This window comes from Bacillus sp. LJBV19 (assembly GCF_017797845.1).
GTDB lineage: Bacteria > Bacillota > Bacilli > Bacillales > Bacillaceae > Bacillus > Bacillus velezensis.
The window spans coordinates 2,670,406-2,689,189 of sequence record NZ_CP072563.1 but is presented as its reverse complement, the minus strand read 5'-3'; the positions used below and the strand labels follow the sequence as shown (position 1 = coordinate 2,689,189).

15 protein-coding genes and 1 other annotated feature are annotated in these 18,784 nt (G+C 47.9%); of the genes, 13 read left to right on the top strand and 2 right to left on the bottom strand.

Annotated elements, in window-relative coordinates; all coding sequences use genetic code 11:
- Positions 1 to 194 precede the first annotated feature (194 nt).
- Both lon and yihA read left to right on the top strand, forming a co-directional pair.
- Positions 195 to 2,519, top strand: coding sequence for an endopeptidase La (lon, locus tag J6600_RS12950; RefSeq protein WP_007612896.1), 2,325 nt, complete (start codon positions 195 to 197; stop codon positions 2,517 to 2,519).
- Positions 2,516 to 3,103 carry a ribosome biogenesis GTP-binding protein YihA/YsxC gene (gene yihA / locus J6600_RS12945; RefSeq protein ID WP_003152626.1) on the top strand — a complete coding sequence of 196 codons (588 nt, stop codon included), beginning with the start codon at positions 2,516 to 2,518 and terminating at the stop codon, positions 3,101 to 3,103. The genes lon and yihA overlap by 4 nt, the downstream gene beginning before the upstream one ends.
- 32 nt (positions 3,104 to 3,135) lie before the next feature.
- On the opposite strand, the gene J6600_RS12940 is transcribed toward yihA, so the two are convergent.
- Positions 3,136 to 3,627 (bottom strand): hypothetical protein, encoded by a 492-nt coding sequence (locus tag J6600_RS12940; protein ID WP_015240316.1) that lies wholly within the window; start codon positions 3,625 to 3,627, stop codon positions 3,136 to 3,138.
- Positions 3,628 to 3,820: 193 nt separating this feature from the next.
- On the opposite strand from J6600_RS12940, the gene hemA reads away from it, so the two are divergent.
- The 8 genes from hemA to ysxE all read left to right on the top strand — a co-directional run bounded on the left by hemA (position 3,821) and on the right by ysxE (position 13,144).
- A complete protein-coding gene (gene hemA / locus J6600_RS12935; protein ID WP_209388356.1) occupies positions 3,821 to 5,188 on the top strand; it encodes a glutamyl-tRNA reductase in 1,368 nt (455 codons plus the stop codon).
- Positions 5,189 to 5,195: 7 nt separating this feature from the next.
- A complete protein-coding gene (locus J6600_RS12930) occupies positions 5,196 to 6,026 on the top strand; it encodes a cytochrome c biogenesis protein (RefSeq protein ID WP_007408154.1) in 831 nt (276 codons plus the stop codon).
- Between the two features lie 34 nt (positions 6,027 to 6,060).
- A complete protein-coding gene (gene hemC, locus J6600_RS12925; RefSeq protein WP_012118114.1) occupies positions 6,061 to 7,002 on the top strand; it encodes a hydroxymethylbilane synthase in 942 nt (313 codons plus the stop codon).
- Entirely contained in the window at positions 6,992 to 7,771 is a 780-nt protein-coding gene (locus J6600_RS12920) for a uroporphyrinogen-III synthase (protein ID WP_014418554.1), read from the top strand. Before hemC ends, J6600_RS12920 begins: the two co-directional genes overlap by 11 nt.
- A gap of 5 nt (positions 7,772 to 7,776) precedes the next feature.
- On the top strand, positions 7,777 to 8,751 hold the full coding sequence (hemB, locus tag J6600_RS12915; RefSeq protein ID WP_015240312.1) for a porphobilinogen synthase: 975 nt from the start codon (positions 7,777 to 7,779) through the stop codon (positions 8,749 to 8,751).
- A gap of 28 nt (positions 8,752 to 8,779) precedes the next feature.
- On the top strand, positions 8,780 to 10,069 hold the full coding sequence (hemL, locus tag J6600_RS12910; RefSeq protein ID WP_014418553.1) for a glutamate-1-semialdehyde 2,1-aminomutase: 1,290 nt from the start codon (positions 8,780 to 8,782) through the stop codon (positions 10,067 to 10,069).
- A 132-nt stretch (positions 10,070 to 10,201) separates the two neighbouring features.
- Entirely contained in the window at positions 10,202 to 12,088 is a 1,887-nt protein-coding gene (locus tag J6600_RS12905) for a LysM peptidoglycan-binding domain-containing protein (RefSeq protein ID WP_209387475.1), read from the top strand.
- Between the two features lie 33 nt (positions 12,089 to 12,121).
- A complete protein-coding gene (ysxE, locus tag J6600_RS12900; protein WP_029973368.1) occupies positions 12,122 to 13,144 on the top strand; it encodes a spore coat protein YsxE in 1,023 nt (340 codons plus the stop codon).
- Positions 13,145 to 13,158: 14 nt separating this feature from the next.
- Here the strand turns inward: ysxE and J6600_RS12895 are convergent, their stop codons facing one another.
- Positions 13,159 to 13,350 carry a hypothetical protein gene (locus J6600_RS12895; protein WP_003152639.1) on the bottom strand — a complete coding sequence of 64 codons (192 nt, stop codon included), beginning with the start codon at positions 13,348 to 13,350 and terminating at the stop codon, positions 13,159 to 13,161.
- Between the two features lie 172 nt (positions 13,351 to 13,522).
- Positions 13,523 to 13,744: a binding site (T-box leader), on the top strand.
- Between the two features lie 58 nt (positions 13,745 to 13,802).
- Between J6600_RS12895 and J6600_RS12890 the strand changes: the two genes are divergently transcribed.
- The 3 genes from J6600_RS12890 (at position 13,803) to J6600_RS12880 (ending at position 18,688) form a co-directional block, all read left to right on the top strand.
- The gene (locus tag J6600_RS12890) at positions 13,803 to 16,445 is read left to right on the top strand and encodes a valine--tRNA ligase (RefSeq protein WP_014418550.1); all 2,643 of its coding nucleotides are present in this window, start codon (positions 13,803 to 13,805) and stop codon (positions 16,443 to 16,445) included.
- Between the two features lie 58 nt (positions 16,446 to 16,503).
- The gene (locus J6600_RS12885; RefSeq protein WP_014418549.1) at positions 16,504 to 17,796 is read left to right on the top strand and encodes a bifunctional folylpolyglutamate synthase/dihydrofolate synthase; all 1,293 of its coding nucleotides are present in this window, start codon (positions 16,504 to 16,506) and stop codon (positions 17,794 to 17,796) included.
- A 139-nt stretch (positions 17,797 to 17,935) separates the two neighbouring features.
- Entirely contained in the window at positions 17,936 to 18,688 is a 753-nt protein-coding gene (locus J6600_RS12880) for a prepilin peptidase (protein ID WP_095284152.1), read from the top strand.
- Positions 18,689 to 18,784 lie beyond the last annotated feature (96 nt).

Genomic DNA, 18,784 nt, shown 5'->3' with positions numbered 1-18,784 from the left:
CATTTTTATAATGGGGTTTTTTTATGGAGGACATCTTTTCCTTTTTCAGAACAGAAAGAAAGGGTATACTACGAAGAGACTGTTTTATATACAGGGCAGGCGGATAAGCCGATTTTGCCCGATCCCGGAATTGTACAACGATGAAAAAGTTGTATTATAATGGTTCATACTAAAGTCACGGAGGTGTCAGTCACATGGCAGAAGATACAAAACGCAGCATCCCGCTCCTCCCTTTAAGAGGCTTATTGGTATACCCGACAATGGTTTTACATTTAGATGTAGGCCGTGACAAGTCGGTTCAGGCTCTTGAACAGGCAATGATGCATGATCATATGATTTTTTTAGCCACTCAGCAGGATATTTCGATAGACGAACCGGGTGAAGAGGATATTTTCGCCGTCGGCACTTATACAAAAATTAAACAGATGCTGAAGCTGCCCAACGGTACGATCAGAGTGCTTGTAGAAGGAATTCAGCGGGCGCAGATCCTTGAATACACCGAGCTCGAAGATTATACTTCGGTCGATATACAGCTGATGCATGAGGATGATTCAAAAGACGTGGAAGACGAAGCGCTTATGCGGACGCTGCTGGACCATTTTGACCAGTACATAAAAATTTCTAAAAAAATCTCCGCAGAAACGTATGCGGCTGTGACTGATATTGAAGAGCCCGGCAGAATGGCGGATATCGTCGCTTCTCATCTCCCGCTGAAATTAAAGGACAAGCAGGACATTTTAGAAACGGCGGATATTAAAGAACGTCTGAATAAGGTCATCCGTTCCATTCATAATGAAAAAGAAGTGCTGGAGATTGAGAAAAAAATCGGTCAGCGCGTCAAACGTTCGATGGAACGCACTCAAAAGGAATACTACTTGCGTGAACAGATGAAAGCCATTCAGAAGGAGCTTGGCGACAAAGAAGGAAAAACCGGCGAAGTTCAGTCGCTCACGGAAAAGATAGAAGAAGCAGGCATGCCTGAGCGTGTCAAAGAAACGGCGCTTAAGGAATTAAGCCGTTACGAAAAAGTGCCGTCAAGCTCAGCGGAAAGCTCTGTTATCCGCAACTATATTGACTGGCTCATCGCCCTTCCGTGGTCGGATGAAACAGAAGATAAACTTGACATTAAAAAAGCCGGGGAAATCTTAGATAAAGAGCACCACGGCTTAGAGAAAGTGAAAGAGCGGATTTTGGAGTATTTGGCCGTGAAACAGCTGACGAAAACGCTGAAAGGGCCGATTCTTTGTCTGGCCGGACCTCCGGGAGTCGGTAAAACATCTCTTGCAAAATCAATCAGTACGAGCATGGGGCGCCGTTTTGTGAGAATTTCACTGGGCGGAGTGCGCGATGAGTCTGAAATCCGCGGGCACCGGCGTACATACGTCGGAGCGATGCCGGGCCGTATTATACAGGGGATGAAAAAAGCCGGTAAACAAAATCCCGTCTTTCTCCTGGATGAGATCGACAAAATGTCGTCTGATTTCAGAGGCGATCCGTCTTCGGCGATGCTTGAGGTGCTGGATCCGGAACAAAACAGCACATTCAGCGACCACTATATTGAAGAGACGTTCGATTTATCGAAAGTGCTGTTTATCGCGACTGCGAATAACCTTGCTTCCATACCGGGCCCTCTCAGAGACAGAATGGAGATTATCAGCCTGTCTGGCTACACTGAAAACGAAAAGCTGGAGATCGTGAAAGACCATCTGCTTCCGAAACAAATCAAAGAGCACGGGCTCACAAAGAGCAACCTGCAGATTCGGGATCAGGCGATTACGGACATCATCCGCTACTACACGAGGGAAGCCGGCGTGAGAACGCTTGAACGCCAGATTGCCGCCATTTGCCGAAAGGCTGCGAAAGCCATTGTGTCTGAGGAGAGAAAACGCATTACCGTTACAGAGAAAAATCTGGCCGACTATCTCGGAAAACGGATATTCAGATACGGACAGGCGGAAACCGAAGATCAAATCGGGGTTGTCACGGGGCTCGCGTATACGACGGTCGGCGGAGATACGCTGTCAATCGAAGTGTCATTGTCACCGGGAAAAGGAAAGCTGATTCTGACCGGGAAGCTTGGAGATGTCATGCGGGAATCAGCGCAGGCCGCTTTCAGTTATGTCCGCTCGAAAGCGGAACAGTTCGGAATCGACCCGAAATTCCATGAGAAGTATGACATTCATATCCATGTCCCTGAAGGAGCGGTGCCGAAAGACGGCCCTTCTGCCGGAATTACGATGGCCACGGCGCTCGTTTCAGCATTAACGGACCGTGCGGTAAAACGCGAAGTCGGTATGACGGGAGAAATCACGCTGCGGGGCCGCGTGCTTCCGATCGGCGGACTGAAAGAAAAGGCGCTCGGCGCGCACAGAGCGGGCCTGACTACTATTATTGCGCCTAAAGATAACGAAAAAGATATAGAGGATATTCCAGAAAGCGTCAGAGAAGGATTGAAGTTTATATTCGTTTCTCACCTGGATGACGTTTTGGAACATGCCTTAGTAGGAGAGAAGAAATGAAAGTCACAAAGTCAGAAATCGTGATCAGCGCGGTCAAACCCGAACAGTACCCTGATGGGGGGCTTCCGGAAATCGCGCTGGCGGGAAGATCAAATGTAGGAAAGTCATCTTTTATCAATTCATTAATCAATCGGAAAAACTTGGCCAGAACGTCATCAAAACCGGGGAAAACACAGACCCTAAACTTTTACATCATCAATGATGAATTGCATTTTGTGGACGTTCCCGGGTACGGATTTGCGAAAGTTTCCAAAAGCGAGCGGGAAGCATGGGGGAGAATGATTGAAACCTATATGACGACCCGCGAAGAGCTGAAAGCCTGCGTGCAGATTGTCGACCTCAGGCACGCGCCGTCTGCTGAAGACGTGAACATGTATGAATTCCTGAAGTATTACGGCATTCCCGTAATCGTTATCGCGACAAAAGCGGATAAAATTCCAAAAGGAAAATGGGACAAGCACTTAAAGGTTGTCAAACAGACGCTTGATATGGATCCTGAAGATGAGCTGATTTTATTTTCCTCTGAAACGAAAAAAGGCAAAGATGAAGCATGGGGAGCCATTAAAAAAATGATCAGCCGGTAATGAAAAACCCAAAACGCAGTGCGTTTTGGGTTTTATCGTATAGTTTTGTTCCGCTTGATAAACAATAATAAAAGGCTGATTCCGATGAAAACATACGGCCAGTATGTTTTGAAGTGTTCCGTCGGAATATGGACGGACTCCAGCCACGCCGTAATTTGTTTAAAGAAGTATAAAAAGAGGGAAAAACCAATCATGGCAACCGCTTCGTATACATATTCTTTTCTGGCTGCCGCAAATAAGGAGAATCCGAAGACGAAGAGAATCATTTCAAAATCTCCCGGCCACCATGAGAGCTCAGGTTTGGCGAAAAAGTGTAAACCTATGCCGAAAAGAAGCATGCCGATCAGGACGTGAGGCCCGGCCGCTTCCTTTTTGCCCTGATACAAGAGCACGGCGCCCAAGAGCATAAGGAGCACCGGCCATTCCCCCTGATTCGCAAACAGGTGAACCTGTCCGCTCTGAAGCCATGCGAATAATGAAGCGGCAAGCAGAAGTCCCGGTAATAAAATTGATGTTTTTTTCATCCTGTCACCTACCCGCAGTAAAGGATTTTTAGTATGATGATTAAGTGGAAACGAGCTTTTTATACTATAGCATAACATTTTTGAAATCTGTTCACATTTTCCCGAAGAAACTATGTTATAATTATTATAAATAATAAATTCTATGTTAGAATGATTATAAATAAATTGCGATGTACGGGGGTGCATGAAAGCGATGCATATTCTTGTTGTGGGAGTAGATTATAAATCCGCCCCTATTGAAATACGCGAAAAAATAAGTTTTCAGCCGGATGAGCTTGCAGAAGCGATGCTCCGTTTAAAAGAAGAAAAAAGTGTTCTTGAAAACATTATCGTGTCAACCTGCAACCGCACCGAAATATATGCGGTGGTCGACCAGCTTCATACCGGCCGTTATTATATAAAGACATTTTTATCCGAATGGTTCTCGCTGCCGAAAGAAGAGCTGTCTCCGTTTCTGAAATTTTATGAGAGCGACGCGGCGATCGAGCATTTATTCCGTGTGGCGTGCGGCTTGGATTCCATGGTCATCGGAGAAACGCAAATACTCGGCCAGGTCCGCTCGAGCTTTAAAACGGCGCAGGCAGAAAAGACGATCGGCACCATTTTCAATGAGCTGTTTAAACAGGCGGTGACCGTCGGCAAACGCACGCATGCCGAAACCGATATCGGCGCCAATGCCGTTTCCGTCAGTTACGCCGCCGTTGAACTCGCGAAAAAAATCTTCGGCTCATTGTCAAATAAGCACATTTTGATTCTCGGTGCGGGAAAAATGGGCGAGCTCGCCGCAGAAAACCTGCACGGTCACGGCATCGGCAAAGTAACGGTCATCAACAGAACGTTTTTGAAGGCAAAAGCGCTTGCTGACCGTTTCTCCGGAGAAGCGCGCAGCTTAAACCAGCTTGAACATGCACTTGCTGAAGCTGATATTTTAATCAGTTCGACAGGCGCAAGTGATTTCGTCGTGTCCAAAGAAATGATGGAGAGAGCGGGCAGACAGCGGAAAGGCCGTCCGTTATTTATGGTGGATATCGCTGTGCCGCGAGACCTCGATCCGGCGCTTAACGATCTTGAAGGTGTTTTTCTGTACGATATTGATGACCTTGAAGGAATCGTTGAAGCTAACTTACAAGAACGCCGTGAAACCGCTGAAAAAGTCGAGCTGTTTATTGAAGCGGCAATTGTTGAGTTTAAGCAGTGGCTTAATACGCTCGGCGTCGTGCCGATCATTTCGGCGCTGCGTGAAAAGGCGCTGTCCATCCAGTCCGATACGATGCAGAGCATTGAGCGCAAGCTGCCTCATCTGACGGTAAGAGAGAAAAAACTTCTCAGCAAACATACGAAAAGCATCATTAACCAAATGCTGCGCGACCCGATTCTGAAAGCGAAAGAGCTTGCGGCTGAAGCGGATTCAGATGAAAAGCTGAAGCTGTTTATGCAGATATTCGATATTGAGGAAGAGGCCGGCCGCCAGCTGGACAAAAGCCTGGATAACCGCCAGACGGTTCATTCGTTTCAAAAGGCAGAAGCAAAAACGGGCTTACGTCCGCTTGTAAGTGAGTGAGGGCTGTATGATTGATACAGCAATGGCAAGACTTAATGAAGCGACAATTGTTATTTATGCAGTAAGCGTCCTTTTTTACTTTATAGATTTTCTTCAACACAACCGGAAGGCTGGGAAAATGGCCTTCTGGTTGCTTTCTATTGTCTGGACTCTGCAAACCGTCTATCTTTCTTATTTCATGTGGCAGACGGGCAGATTTCCGGTCTTGAATATTACAGAGGCCCTTTACTTTTATGCGTGGGTGCTTGTCACGCTCTCACTTGTGGTCACGCAGATTCTGCGCGTTGATTTTATCGTGTTTTTCACGAATGTCATCGGTTTCTCGATGATTGCGATCCATACGTTTTCACCGACGGATCAGCATTCGGCCGCTTTTTCCGGCCAGCTGGTCTCAGAGCTTTTGGTCATTCATATTACAATGGCGATTCTGTCTTACGGCGCTTTTTCCCTTTCTTTTGTCTTTTCGCTTCTTTATCAGTTTCAATATTCTTTATTAAAGAAGAAAAAGTGGGGAAAATGGCTGTTGAGAATTGAAGATTTGTCAAAACTTGATTATATGGCTTACGTTTTAAATGTCATCGGGGTTCCGATGCTGCTGTTGAGCCTGATATTAGGCGTGATCTGGGCGTATGTGTCGCTGGAAACGCTGTACTGGTTTGATTCAAAAGTGCTCGGTTCGTTTATTGTGCTGCTTTTATACAGCTACTATTTATATATCAGAATGATTAAGGAACTGCAGGGAAAAGTGGCGGCGTTATGGAATTCAGCATGTTTTCTCGTGCTGATGATTAATTACTTCCTGCTCGGAAGCCTGTCGCAATTCCATTGGTTCAGTTAACGCACGCGCCCAAACAGATTCGGGAGGAAAGAAAATGAGAACGATTAAGGTAGGTTCCAGACGGAGCAAACTGGCTATGACCCAGACAAAATGGGTGATTAACAAACTGAAGGAATTGAACCCTTCCTATAACTTTGAAATCCGGGAGATTGTCACAAAAGGCGACCGCATCCTTGATGTTACACTGTCAAAAGTGGGCGGCAAAGGTTTGTTTGTCAAAGAGATTGAACAGGCGCTGCTGCATCAGGAGATTGATATGGCGGTTCACAGCATGAAAGACATGCCCGCCGTTTTGCCTGAGGGTCTTGTCATAGGCTGCATACCGAAACGTGAGGACCCGCGTGATGCGCTGATTTCAAAAGGGCATCAAAAGCTGGACGGCATAAAAGAAGGGGGCATCATCGGCACAAGCAGTTTAAGAAGAAGCGCCCAGATTCTTGCTGAACGCCCTGATCTTACAATTAAGTGGATCAGAGGCAATATCGATACGAGACTTCAAAAGCTTGAAACGGAAGATTACGATGCTATTATTTTAGCGGCTGCGGGACTTTCGAGAATGGGCTGGAAAGATGATGTCGTATCTGAATTTCTCGAACCGGACCGCTGTCTGCCTGCGGTCGGCCAAGGCGCTCTTGCCATTGAATGCAGAGAGTCGGATGAGGAGCTCTTGAAGCTGTTTGCGCAATTTACCGATGAGTATACGCAGCGCACGGTGGCAGCCGAACGGGCTTTCTTACACGCGATGGAAGGCGGCTGCCAAGTGCCGATAGCCGGGTATGCGTCCGTCAATGACCGGGATGAGGTTGAATTGGTCGGTCTTGTCGCGTCTCCGGACGGAAAGACGATTTATAAAGAAACAGCGGCAGGACATGATCCGGAAGAAATCGGGAAACGCTGTGCGGCGATGATGTCTGAAAAAGGAGCCAAAGCACTAATCGACAGCGTGAAACAGGAGCTAGATCAGGATGGCAAATGACCTTCCTTTACAAGGAAAGACCGTGCTCGTCACCCGGAACAAAAGACAGGCCGCACCGTTCCGAAAAAAAGTGGAGGCGCTCGGCGGAACGGCTGTTTCGGCTTCGCTGATCGCTTTTCAGGAAGCGCTCCCGGATGAATGTGCGGACAGTCTCCGGGAAGACCTTTCTGAGCCGGGATGGCTTGTGTTTACAAGCGTAAACGGTGTCCGGTTCTTTTTTTCCTATCTTGATCGGCACGGTCTTGCGCTTTCGGGACGGAAAAAAATCGCAGCCGTCGGTGAAAAGACTGCGCGCGCCCTGAAAGAGCGGGGAGCCCGGACGGATGCGATGCCTGACGAGTATGTGGCGGAATGTCTGGCTGATACTTTAAAACGGCACGCATCAGCTGCCGAACCCATTTCAGTGATAAAGGGCAATTTATCACGCGATGTCATAAAAGCGGAGCTTGAGCCGCTTGGCTATCAAATAAGGGAATGGGTGTTATACAATACCATTCAGGATGAAAAAGGCATGGACGAGCTGAGACGGGCTGCATCCCGCTCTCATTTTGATTTTATTACGTTTACCAGCTCATCGGCGGTGCATACGTTTATGCACGCGGTCGGAGACGGAGAAAAAGCGTGGGAAAACAGCGGTGCGAGCTATATCAGCATCGGCCCTTTGACAGAGAAAGCGCTCTTGGAATACGGGATCTCGTCCCATGTGCCTGACATTTATACGATTGAAGGCATGCTGGACGTCATGTGCAGCATGTCGGGAAAGGATTGATAATGATGAATCAAACATTTAACAGACACCGCCGTTTGCGCGCGAACGCTGCGATGAGAGATTTAGTAAAAGAAACACGTCTTCACCCCTCAGATTTTATTTACCCGTTATTTGTCGTTGAAGGGCTCGAAGGAAAAAAAGAAGTTCCTTCCATGCCGGGGGTTTATCATGTATCACTCGATTTGTTAAAGGATGAAATGGCTGAGCTGATATCGCTCGGCATTAAGTCGGTCATCGTTTTCGGCGTGCCGGAAGAAAAAGACGCCTGCGGAACCCAGGCTTTTCATGATCACGGCATTGTGCAGAAAGGGATTGCTGAAATTAAAAAGCATTATCCTGAAATGATCGTAATCGCTGATACGTGTCTCTGTGAATACACGGATCACGGCCATTGCGGCGTCGTGAAAGACGGAGAAATCCTCAATGACGAGTCGCTTGAACTGCTGGCGCAGACAGCCGTCAGCCAGGCCAAAGCAGGCGCTGACATCATCGCTCCTTCAAATATGATGGACGGTTTTGTCACAGTGATCAGAGAAGCGCTCGACAAAGAAGGATTCACGAATATTCCGATCATGTCTTATGCCGTGAAATATTCAAGTGAATTTTACGGTCCGTTCCGCGACGCGGCTGACAGCACGCCGCAGTTCGGAGACCGAAAAACATATCAGATGGATCCGGCCAACCGCTTGGAAGCGCTCCGTGAGGCTGAATCAGACGCGGCAGAAGGCGCTGACTTTTTAATCGTCAAACCGTCTATGTCATACTTAGATATTATGCGTGATGTGAAAAACCGCCATCACCTGCCGCTGGTCGCATATAATGTGAGCGGGGAGTATTCCATGGTGAAAGCGGCAGCCCAAAACGGCTGGATTAAAGAAAAAGAAATGGTGCTGGAAATTTTAACGAGCATGAAACGTGCAGGAGCCGATCTGATTATGACGTATCATGCAAAAGACGCAGCAAAATGGCTTGCTGAGTAACGATTTCATTTGACGGGAGCTGAGGCAGATGAGAAGCTATGAAAAATCAAAAGCCGCTTTTAAAGAAGCGCAGAAACTGATGCCGGGCGGAGTGAACAGCCCGGTGCGCGCGTTTAAATCAGTTGATATGGACCCGATCTTTATGCAGCGCGGAAAAGGATCGAAAATTTTTGATATTGACGGCAATGAATATATCGACTACGTCCTGAGCTGGGGGCCGCTCATTTTGGGCCACACAAATGACCGGGTTGTTGAAAGCCTGAAAAAAGTAGCCGAGAACGGGACAAGTTTCGGGGCATCTACTGAGGTGGAAAACGAACTGGCCAAATTGGTCATTGACCGTGTGCCGTCTGTTGAAATCGTGCGGATGGTCAGCTCCGGCACAGAGGCGACAATGAGCGCCCTGCGTCTGGCAAGAGGATATACCGGCCGCAACAAAATTTTGAAATTCGAAGGCTGTTACCACGGCCATGGCGATTCGCTGCTGATCAAAGCGGGATCCGGAGTGGCGACACTCGGCCTTCCGGACAGCCCGGGCGTGCCGGAAGGAATAGCAATGAATACGATTACCGTTCCATACAACGACTTGGAAAGCGTTGCACTCGCATTCCGGGAGTACGGTGAAGATATTGCCGGGGTCATTGTTGAACCGGTAGCAGGCAATATGGGCGTTGTTCCGCCGCAGGAAGGCTTTTTACAAGGACTTCGCGACATTACGGAACAGTATGGCGCGCTGCTCATTTTTGATGAGGTCATGACCGGTTTTCGCGTGGATTATAACTGTGCGCAAGGGTATTTCGGCGTGACGCCTGACTTAACGTGTCTCGGCAAAGTCATCGGCGGCGGTCTTCCTGTCGGTGCGTATGGCGGAAAAGCTGACATTATGGAACGAATCGCGCCGAGCGGTCCGATCTACCAGGCGGGAACATTGTCAGGAAATCCGCTTGCCATGACAGCGGGACTTGAGACGTTACAGCAGCTCACACCTGAATCTTACCAAGAATTTGTGAAAAAAGGCGATATGCTTGAAGAAGGCATTTCAAAAGCAGCTGCAGCACATGGCATTCCGCACACGTTTAACCGGGCGGGTTCCATGATCGGCTTCTTTTTCACAAATGAGCCTGTCATTAACTATGAAGCAGCCAAATCTTCTGATTTAAAGCTGTTCGCCAAATATTATAAAGGGATGGCCGACGCAGGCGTATTTCTGCCGCCGTCTCAATTTGAAGGATTGTTTCTCTCCACTGCGCATACAATGGAGGATATTGAAAAAACCATTCAAGCCGCTGAGAAAGTGTTCCAGGCGATCAGCCGCTGATACAGAAAAGCCGATGCAAGCAAGACTTGTATCGGCTTTTTTCAATGCCTCCATTATCATATTTTCCCGGATTGCGGCATACACCTTTAGTGACATCTAATTGTATGGATTAGATGAAAGGAGGATATGAACTTGCCGCATAATCACCGATTGCAATTTTCTGTTGAAGAATCAATCTGTTTCCAAAAAGGACAGGAAGTTTCTGAATTACTTTCGATTTCATTAGACCCTGACATCAGGGTGCAGGAAGTAAATGATTATGTCTCAATTAAAGGATCATTAGAACTTACTGGCGAGTACAACATAGATCACAGCAGTCATTTTGAAGAGCTTGATAGGGAGCTGAGGCATGTAGAGGAAGTGAGGGCGAGGGAGGATGGCACGGCCGAGCTCATTCATTGTTTCCCGGTGGACATCACGATTCCGAAAAATAAAGTGAGCCACCTCAATGATGTTTTCGTATTTATTGATGCCTTTGATTATCAGCTGACGGATTCAAGGATCTTAACCATTCAAGCTGATTTGGCAATTGAAGGGCTGCTTGAGGAATCCGAGCCAAAAGAGCCGGAGATCCCTTTGTACGTGGCGCCTGAATTTGCCAGAGAAGAAATGATCAATCTTGCCGGACATTATTCTGAGGACGAAAACGAACCAGAATTAATGATACGCCATGAGCCTGAAATACCTTTGACTGTATCAGAAGAAGCAGCACAAGAAACCGAGAAGAACGAGGAAGAAACTCCGCCTTTACTCAGGCAGGAGGAAGAAGAGCCGGAGACTGCCCCGATTCTGAGGGAGCGGGAAGAAGAAGAGCAGGAAGCAGCCCCGATTTTGAGGGAGCAAGAAGAAGAAGAGCCGGAGACTGCCCCGATTTTGAGGGAGCGGGAAGAAGAAGAACAGGAGACTGCCCCGATTCTGAGGGAGCGGGAAGAAGAAGAGCAGGAAGCAGCCCCGATTTTGAGGGAGCAAGAAGAAGAAGAGCAGGAAGCAGCCCCGATTTTGAGGGAGCAAGAAGAAGAAGAGCAGGAAGCAGCCCCGATTCTGAGGGAGCGGGAAGAAGAAGAGCAGGAAGCAGCCCCGATTCTGAGGGAGCGGGAAGAAGAGCAGGAAGCAGCTGCCCCGATTCTGAGGGAGCGGGAAGAAGAAGAGCAGGAGACTGCCCCGATTCTGAGGGAGCAGGAAGAGGTGCCGAAACCTGCTTCCTTTATTGAGCCTCCTCCTCCCGTTTCCTTCCAACACGAAGAAGAGCCGGAAGAAGCTGAGGAGCCTGCAATCATGTCGGCTGTGAGGAATGAACCTGTATTTGAGGATGATTCAGCAGAAGTGCAGGAAGAGTCAAAAGATGATAACGAGCCGGTTTTCCCTGCGTTCACTCTGACTCCGCATGCGGAAAAACCAAAAATTGCGGAACAGACCTTCCTTCAAAAAGAAGAACAGCCAGAGGCCGAGCCGCTTCTCCGTCAGAGTGATCATGAGGCGGCAGAAGACGATGATGAGCCTGCGGTTTTTCAAGAAGAGCAGGCGCCCGTTTATCGCGAGTTCGTTCCGGAACGGCAGGAAGAGGAGTTTTACAGCGCTCCTAAGCTGCTTGAAGAAGAGGCTCATGATGAAGAAGGGTTTGAAATTGAGGTAAGGAAGATGGCGCAGCCGGAGGAGGAAACCGGGAAGCCTCTCGATTTGTCTTTTCAGTTTTCCAAACTGCCGCCTGAGGAGCCGGCGCAAGCTGAACAGCCTGAGCCGCTTAAGTCTGAAAGAAAGAATGAAGAAGCGGCACCGGGAACCGAGCAGAAGGAAAATGACAACTCTCATTACTTGACAAAATTATTTACAAGGGAAGAAGAAAAGTTTTCAAGAATGAAAATTTGTATCGTACAGCAGCAAGATACTATCGACCGGGTGTGTGAACGATATGACATAACATCCCAGCAGCTCATCAGAACGAATGCTTTATCGTTTGATGACGAGCTTGAAGAAGGTCAGCTTCTGTATATACCTGAATATAATAACAGCCATGCGTAAGCACAAAGAGGCCGTAAAAATGTGGTGAATGGAATGGAAGCAGTCCAATCAGTGCTTCAGGAATACGGGCTGGCGGCAGAGTATATTGAGCCTGTCAGCCCGCATGTTTGGAAGGTCTACTCAAACTACGGCATTTTTGCTTTGAAACAGCTCAAGCCGGCCCGCAGCAGTGAATTTACGGATCTTATGATTGAGATTGAGGAGAAGGGCTACCGATCATTTGTGCCGATCTGCCGCACGTATGCCGGCGATTTTTTTGCCGGAAGACAGACGGAGAATTCTTATTATTTAATGCCTTGGCTTCAGTACGATCAGGAAGAGGAACGGGATCAAAAACATGTTTACCTTTTTAAAGAGGTCGCGAAGCTCCATTCTGCGACTGTGCGGGACATCCAAATCCGGACTGAAGATATCAGCGGCTTTTATGAAGCAACGAAAAGAGATTGGGAAAATGATAAGCTTGTCTATGAACAATTCGCCGACCGGGCGGAAAAAGAGTGGTACCTTTCACCTTTTGAACTGCAGGCTGTTACGTATCTTACAGAAACGGTGTCCGCCGTCAATTTTGCTCTGGAACGTCTGGAAGAATGGTTTGAGGCGGCAAAGGACCATGACAAGACGAGAGCGGTGATCAACCACGGCAGCTTATCGAGCCGCCACTTTCTGTATAATGATGCGGGATCGGGCTTTTTCACGAATTTCGAGAAAGCTGCGCTGGGCCCTCCGCAAAACGACCTGCTCGGCTTTTACTCCAGAATGTTCAGAAGCTATCCGAAAGCATGCCCGGAGTGTCTGGACTGGTTTTATACGTATCACAAATCATTCCCGCTCCGTGAAGCGGAAATCAGCCTGTTTCTCAGCTATATGGCTTATCCGTCCGCCATGTACAAAGTGCTGAAACGGTATCAGACCGGCCAAAGGGGCTCTGAAAAAGAAGAGTGCACGCAATTATTAAGAGCGTTTTGGCAGATGAAAAATGTTGAGCCTTTTCTCATGAAGGTTCATCAGATTGAGCGGGAGAAAAAAATAAAAGCGGAAAACGAGTCCTCTTCATAACGGGACTCGTTTTTTTATATCCATTCCAAATGCAGGGCGCACGCTAAAAACAGCAGGATGGCAAGCAGCAGGACATCAAAAGTCGTCGGAAAGAAAATCGTCCTGATCCCCTGAAAGATCGTAATCGGGATAATGACTTGCACGGATACAAGGCGGACCTGTCTGGCCCACTGGGGGAGCGAATAAGAATTGAATTTTTTTCTCACGGGCAATTCCTCCTCACATTCGCCTTTCTATGTATCGTATGTAAGGGAAAGGGCGGGGTGCATGCCCATTTATGTATGACGGCAGCGGTTTTTGGAAAAGATGATTGACGAATCAAAAACACTTTTACTATAATAAAGAACATAATAAATAAGATCATGAGCTGATATAAATACACCTGCTTTGAACGGGAAGAGTACAAGAAAGACGCATGAAGAGAGAGAAGCTACTGTGCTGAAAGGCTTCTTATGCCGTCTCATTGGAAGGTCGCCCGGGAGCATAATTTCTTGAACATACAGTAGAGAAATTCGGGCCGCACCCGTTATCCGTTTAAGTGCATGAACAAATCTGTTCATGAAAAAAGGTGGTACCGCGAAAGAGCTTTTCGTCCTTTATCAGGATGAAGGCTCTTTTTTAGTTGCTCAGCCATTTCTAAACATGCTGGAGGGTTATCATGGATACAAACGAACAAACAATGCCGACAAAATATGATCCGTCTGCGATTGAAAAAGGCCGCTATGATTTTTGGCTGAAAGGAAAATATTTTGAAGCGGGCGGCGATCAAACGAAACAGCCGTATTCTGTCGTCATTCCGCCGCCGAACGTGACGGGCAGGCTGCACCTCGGACATGCGTGGGATACGACGCTGCAAGATATCGTTACGCGTATGAAACGCATGCAGGGCTATGACGTGCTCTGGCTTCCGGGCATGGATCACGCCGGCATCGCCACTCAGGCAAAAGTCGAAGCGAAACTCCGCGAACAGGGCACAAGCCGTTATGACCTCGGCCGTGAAAAGTTTTTAGAAGAAACGTGGAAGTGGAAAGAAGAGTATGCTGATTTCATCCGCAGCCAATGGGCCAAGATGGGACTCGGACTCGATTATTCACGCGAACGTTTCACTCTTGATGAAGGGCTGAACAAAGCCGTGCGGGAAGTATTCGTCAAGTTGTACGAGAAAGGCTTGATTTACAGAGGCGAATATATCATCAACTGGGACCCTGCCACAAAAACGGCTTTATCCGATATTGAAGTGATTTACAAAGACGTACAGGGCGCGTTTTATCATTTGCGCTACCCGTTAGCAGACGGTTCAGGCTCAATTGAAATCGCGACCACCCGTCCGGAAACGATGCTTGGCGACACGGCTGTCGCGGTTCATCCTGAAGATGAGCGCTACAAGCACTTAATCGGCAAAACGGTGATTCTGCCGATTACAAACCGCGAAATTCCGATCGTCGGCGATGATTATGTTGATATGGAATTCGGATCAGGCGCTGTTAAAATCACGCCTGCCCATGACCCGAATGACTTTGAACTCGGAAACCGCCACAATTTAGAGCGGATTCTCGTCATGAATGAAGACGGAACAATGAATGAAAAAGCGCTGCAATATAACGGTATGGACCGGTTTGAATGCCGTAAAAAACTCGTCAAAGATCTTCAGGAATCCGGCGTTCTCTTTAAAATCGAAGACCATATGCATTCCGTCGGCCACAGTGAAAGAAGCGGCGCCGTTGTTGAGCCGTACCTGTCCACACAATGGTTTGTCAAAATGCAGCCGCTGGCCGATGCTGCGGTTGACCTTCAGTCAAAAGAAGAGAAAGTTCACTTCGTTCCTGACCGGTTCGAGAAAACGTACCTGCACTGGATGGAAAATATCCGTGATTGGTGTATTTCCCGTCAGCTATGGTGGGGCCACCGCATCCCGGCTTGGTATCATAAAGAAACAAAAGAAGTGTACGTCGGCCTTGAGGCGCCTGAGGACAGTGAAAATTGGGAACAGGATTCAGACGTGCTTGATACATGGTTCAGCTCCGCGCTTTGGCCGTTTTCTACAATGGGCTGGCCTGATGAAAACGCTGAAGACTTTAAGCGGTATTACTCAACCGATGTTCTTGTAACGGGATATGACATCATTTTCTTCTGGGTATCCCGGATGATTTTCCAAGGTCTTGAGTTTACCGGCGAGCGTCCGTTCAAAGACGTGCTGATTCACGGCTTAATCCGTGACGAGCAGGGCAGAAAAATGAGTAAATCCCTTGGGAACGGCGTGGACCCGATGGATGTCATCGACAAGTACGGAGCGGATTCCCTGCGCTATTTCCTGGCAACCGGAAGTTCACCGGGACAGGATCTCCGTTTCAGCTATGAAAAAGTGGAATCCACATGGAATTTCGCAAATAAAATTTGGAACGCCTCCCGTTTTGCATTAATGAACATGGACGGCATGACGTATGACGAGCTTGATCTGTCCGGTGAAAAATCAGTTGCTGATAAGTGGATCCTCACAAGACTGAATGAAACGATAGAAGACGTAACACAGCTTGCGGATCGTTATGAATTCGGTGAAGTCGGACGCCACCTGTACAACTTTATCTGGGACGATGTGTGCGACTGGTATATCGAAATGGCGAAGCTTCCGCTGTACGGGGAAGATGAAGCGGCGAAGAAAACAACCCGTTCTGTTCTGGCATACGTGCTTGACCAGACGATGCGTCTTCTTCACCCGTTTATGCCATTCTTAACGGAAGAAATCTGGCAGCACCTTCCTCATGAAGGCGAGTCAATCACGATCAGCTCTTGGCCGGTTCCGGTGCCGGAACATACGGATAAAGAGGCAGCGGCGGATATGAAACTGCTCGTCGAATTAATCCGTTCTGTCCGCAATATCCGGAGCGAAGTCAACACGCCGATGAGCAAGCAGGTTGAGCTTTACATTAAAACATCTACCGAAGACATTGCCGGCCGCCTTGAGAAGAACCGTTCTTACGTTGAACGCTTTACGAATCCGAGCACGCTGAAAATCGGGACGGATATCACTGCGGCAGACAAAGCGATGACAGCGGTCGTCACCGGAGCGGAAGTCATTCTGCCGCTTGAAGGGCTGATTAACATTGATGAGGAGATCGCCCGTCTGCAAAAAGAATTCGACAAGCTGACAAAAGAAGTCGAACGCGTTCAGAAAAAACTCGGCAACGAAGGATTCATTAAAAAAGCTCCTGAACATGTCATTGAAGAAGAACGCGGAAAAGAGAAAGACTACACGGCAAAACGCGAAGCTGTCCGGCAGCGGATTGCAGAGCTGAAAGGCTGATAAAACAGCGGGGCGGTTTCCTAAGAAACCGCCTTGTCGTATAAAAGAGGGGATTTCATTGTTTAATACGTACAAAGAAGCGATCAGCTGGATTCACGGCAGACTCAAGTTCGGCGTTAAGCCGGGCCTTCTCCGTATGGAAAAGCTGATGGAAAAACTGGAACACCCGGAAAAGAACATTCGCGCCATTCATGTGGCGGGCACAAACGGCAAAGGATCGACCGTCGCTTTTATCCGTTCCGTGCTTCAAGAAGCCGGTTATACGGTCGGCACGTTCACATCGCCTTACATTATTACGTTTAATGAGCGTATCAGCGTCAACGGCACGCCGATTTCTGATGAGGAATGGAGAACGCTCGTTAATGACATAAAACCGATAGTCGATGAGCTTGATAAGACCGATGCCGGAACGGTGACAGAATTTGAAATCATTACAGCATGTGCATTTTTATATTTTGCGAAGCGGGCTGATATCGATTTTGTCATTTTTGAAGCGGGGCTCGGCGGCACATTTGATTCAACCAATATTGTGAAACCGCTCCTGTCGGTCATTACAAGTATCGGACATGACCATATGGCCATTTTAGGCAATACCATCGAGGAGATCGCCGGGCAGAAAGCCGGTATCATTAAAAATTCCATTCCGGTCATTACGGGCGTCAATCAGCCGGAAGCACTCGGCGTTATTGAAGCGGAAGCCGAAAAAAAGCAGGCTCCGTATCAGTCACTATATAAAACGTGCAGACTGTTTAATGAAGCGGCGCTTCCGTCCGGTGAAAGCTTTTCGCTGGAAACGGAAACGAAATGCTATGAAAACATTCAAACGTCGCTGATCGGCATTCACCAAAGGCAGAATGCGGCATTGGCGATATTGGCCGCTGAATGGATGAATCGTCTGGGAGCCGCAGTCATTTCTGAAGAAGCAATGCGAAACGGTCTGGAAAAAGCTTCATGGCCGGGCCGGTTTGAACGTCTTCAAAGCCGCCCTTTAGTGTTTGCGGACGGCGCGCATAACGAAGAGGGCGTTGAAACGCTGACAGAAACGATCAGGCAGCGCTTTTCCGATAAAAACGTTCATGTCGTATTCAGCGCATTAAAAGACAAACCGTATCAGGAAATGATTAAAAAGCTTGAAACCGAAGCGGACTCTATTCACTTTGTATCATTTGACTTTCCGCGTGCTTCAAGCGCCGAAGCCCTTTACAATGCAAGCAGTCTTGCGGCTAAGAGCTTCGATGAGAACCCGGACAGTGTGAAAGAATGGATAGAACAAAAAGACGGGGCGGATGATGTCATCATCATTACCGGCTCCTTATATTTTATTTCAGAAATGAGAAAGCGGCTTATCTGACAGCCCCTCGGATGCCCGGCAGACCCTTTTCCGGTTTTGCCGGGTGTTTTTATGCTGAAAATATATTTTCAGCCATTTCAGTCATGGTGTTTTTCTTTGCTATAATCTGAGCCAGATTGATAGTAAAGGTGTGGTCTGAGTGCTTTTGTTTCTGTTTTTTCTCGGCTTGATTTTCGGTTCTTTTTTTTATACAGCAGCGTGCCGTATCCCGCTTCGAATCTCGGTTATTTCGCCGCGTTCAGCCTGTTCGTTTTGCCGCTTGCCGCTCTCCTGGGGGGAACTTGTGCCCGTCGTTTCCTATATTCTGCAAAGAGGCAGATGCAGAAACTGCCGTGCGAAGCTGTCGGTTATGTATCCGGCGGCGGAATGCTGGACGGCGTGTTTATTCACGGCAGCAGGCATTCATTTCGGTTTCTCGAAAGAACTGTTAGTCGCGCTGTTATTTCTGTCTCTGCTCATGATTGTTACCGTGACGGATCTGCAATATATGCTGATTCCTGACAAGGTTCTGCTGTTTTTTCTTCCGCTTTTCATTGCCGGCCGTATGTTTTCTCCGCTGGATTCATGGTATGCAGGGTTTGCCGGAGCCGTTTGCGGATTTTTTCTGCTTGTTTTTATCATGTTTGTCAGTAAAGGAGGCATCGGCGCAGGTGATGTGAAACTGTTTGGGGTGATCGGCCTGACGCTCGGCGTGAAGCTCGTGCTCATTGCATTCTTTCTTTCCGTTATGATCGGAACCGTATACGGTATGTGCGCCGCAGCCCGGGGCAGGCTTGGTAAAAAGCAGCCATTTCCGTTTGCGCCGGCCATCTCAGCCGGGAGCGCTTTGAGTTATTTATACGGTGAAGAGCTGTTTTCGTTTTACATCAAGCTCGCTTCAGGCGGGGCTTGAAAAATTTGGCGAACGTTTTTTGGACAAGACGACAAAAGTCTTGTTCTTTTTTTTTACGCCTATGCTAAAGTGTGAACCATGATCAGTTCAAGGTAC

Bases quoted from the DNA above. Each gene is read 5' to 3' on its own strand.
- J6600_RS12930 (WP_007408154.1), top strand. From the start codon at position 5,196: ATGATTGATACAGCAATGGCAAGACTTAATGAAGCGACAATTGTTATT.
- J6600_RS12890 (WP_014418550.1), top strand. From the start codon at position 13,803: ATGGATACAAACGAACAAACAATGCCGACAAAATATGATCCGTCTGCG.
- J6600_RS12920 (WP_014418554.1), top strand. From the start codon at position 6,992: ATGGCAAATGACCTTCCTTTACAAGGAAAGACCGTGCTCGTCACCCGG.
- yihA (WP_003152626.1), top strand. From the start codon at position 2,516: ATGAAAGTCACAAAGTCAGAAATCGTGATCAGCGCGGTCAAACCCGAA.
- hemC (WP_012118114.1), top strand. From the start codon at position 6,061: ATGAGAACGATTAAGGTAGGTTCCAGACGGAGCAAACTGGCTATGACC.
- hemA (WP_209388356.1), top strand. From the start codon at position 3,821: ATGCATATTCTTGTTGTGGGAGTAGATTATAAATCCGCCCCTATTGAA.
- hemL (WP_014418553.1), top strand. From the start codon at position 8,780: ATGAGAAGCTATGAAAAATCAAAAGCCGCTTTTAAAGAAGCGCAGAAA.
- lon (WP_007612896.1), top strand. From the start codon at position 195: ATGGCAGAAGATACAAAACGCAGCATCCCGCTCCTCCCTTTAAGAGGC.
- ysxE (WP_029973368.1), top strand. From the start codon at position 12,122: ATGGAAGCAGTCCAATCAGTGCTTCAGGAATACGGGCTGGCGGCAGAG.
- J6600_RS12940 (WP_015240316.1), bottom strand. From the start codon at position 3,627: ATGAAAAAAACATCAATTTTATTACCGGGACTTCTGCTTGCCGCTTCA.
- hemB (WP_015240312.1), top strand. From the start codon at position 7,777: ATGAATCAAACATTTAACAGACACCGCCGTTTGCGCGCGAACGCTGCG.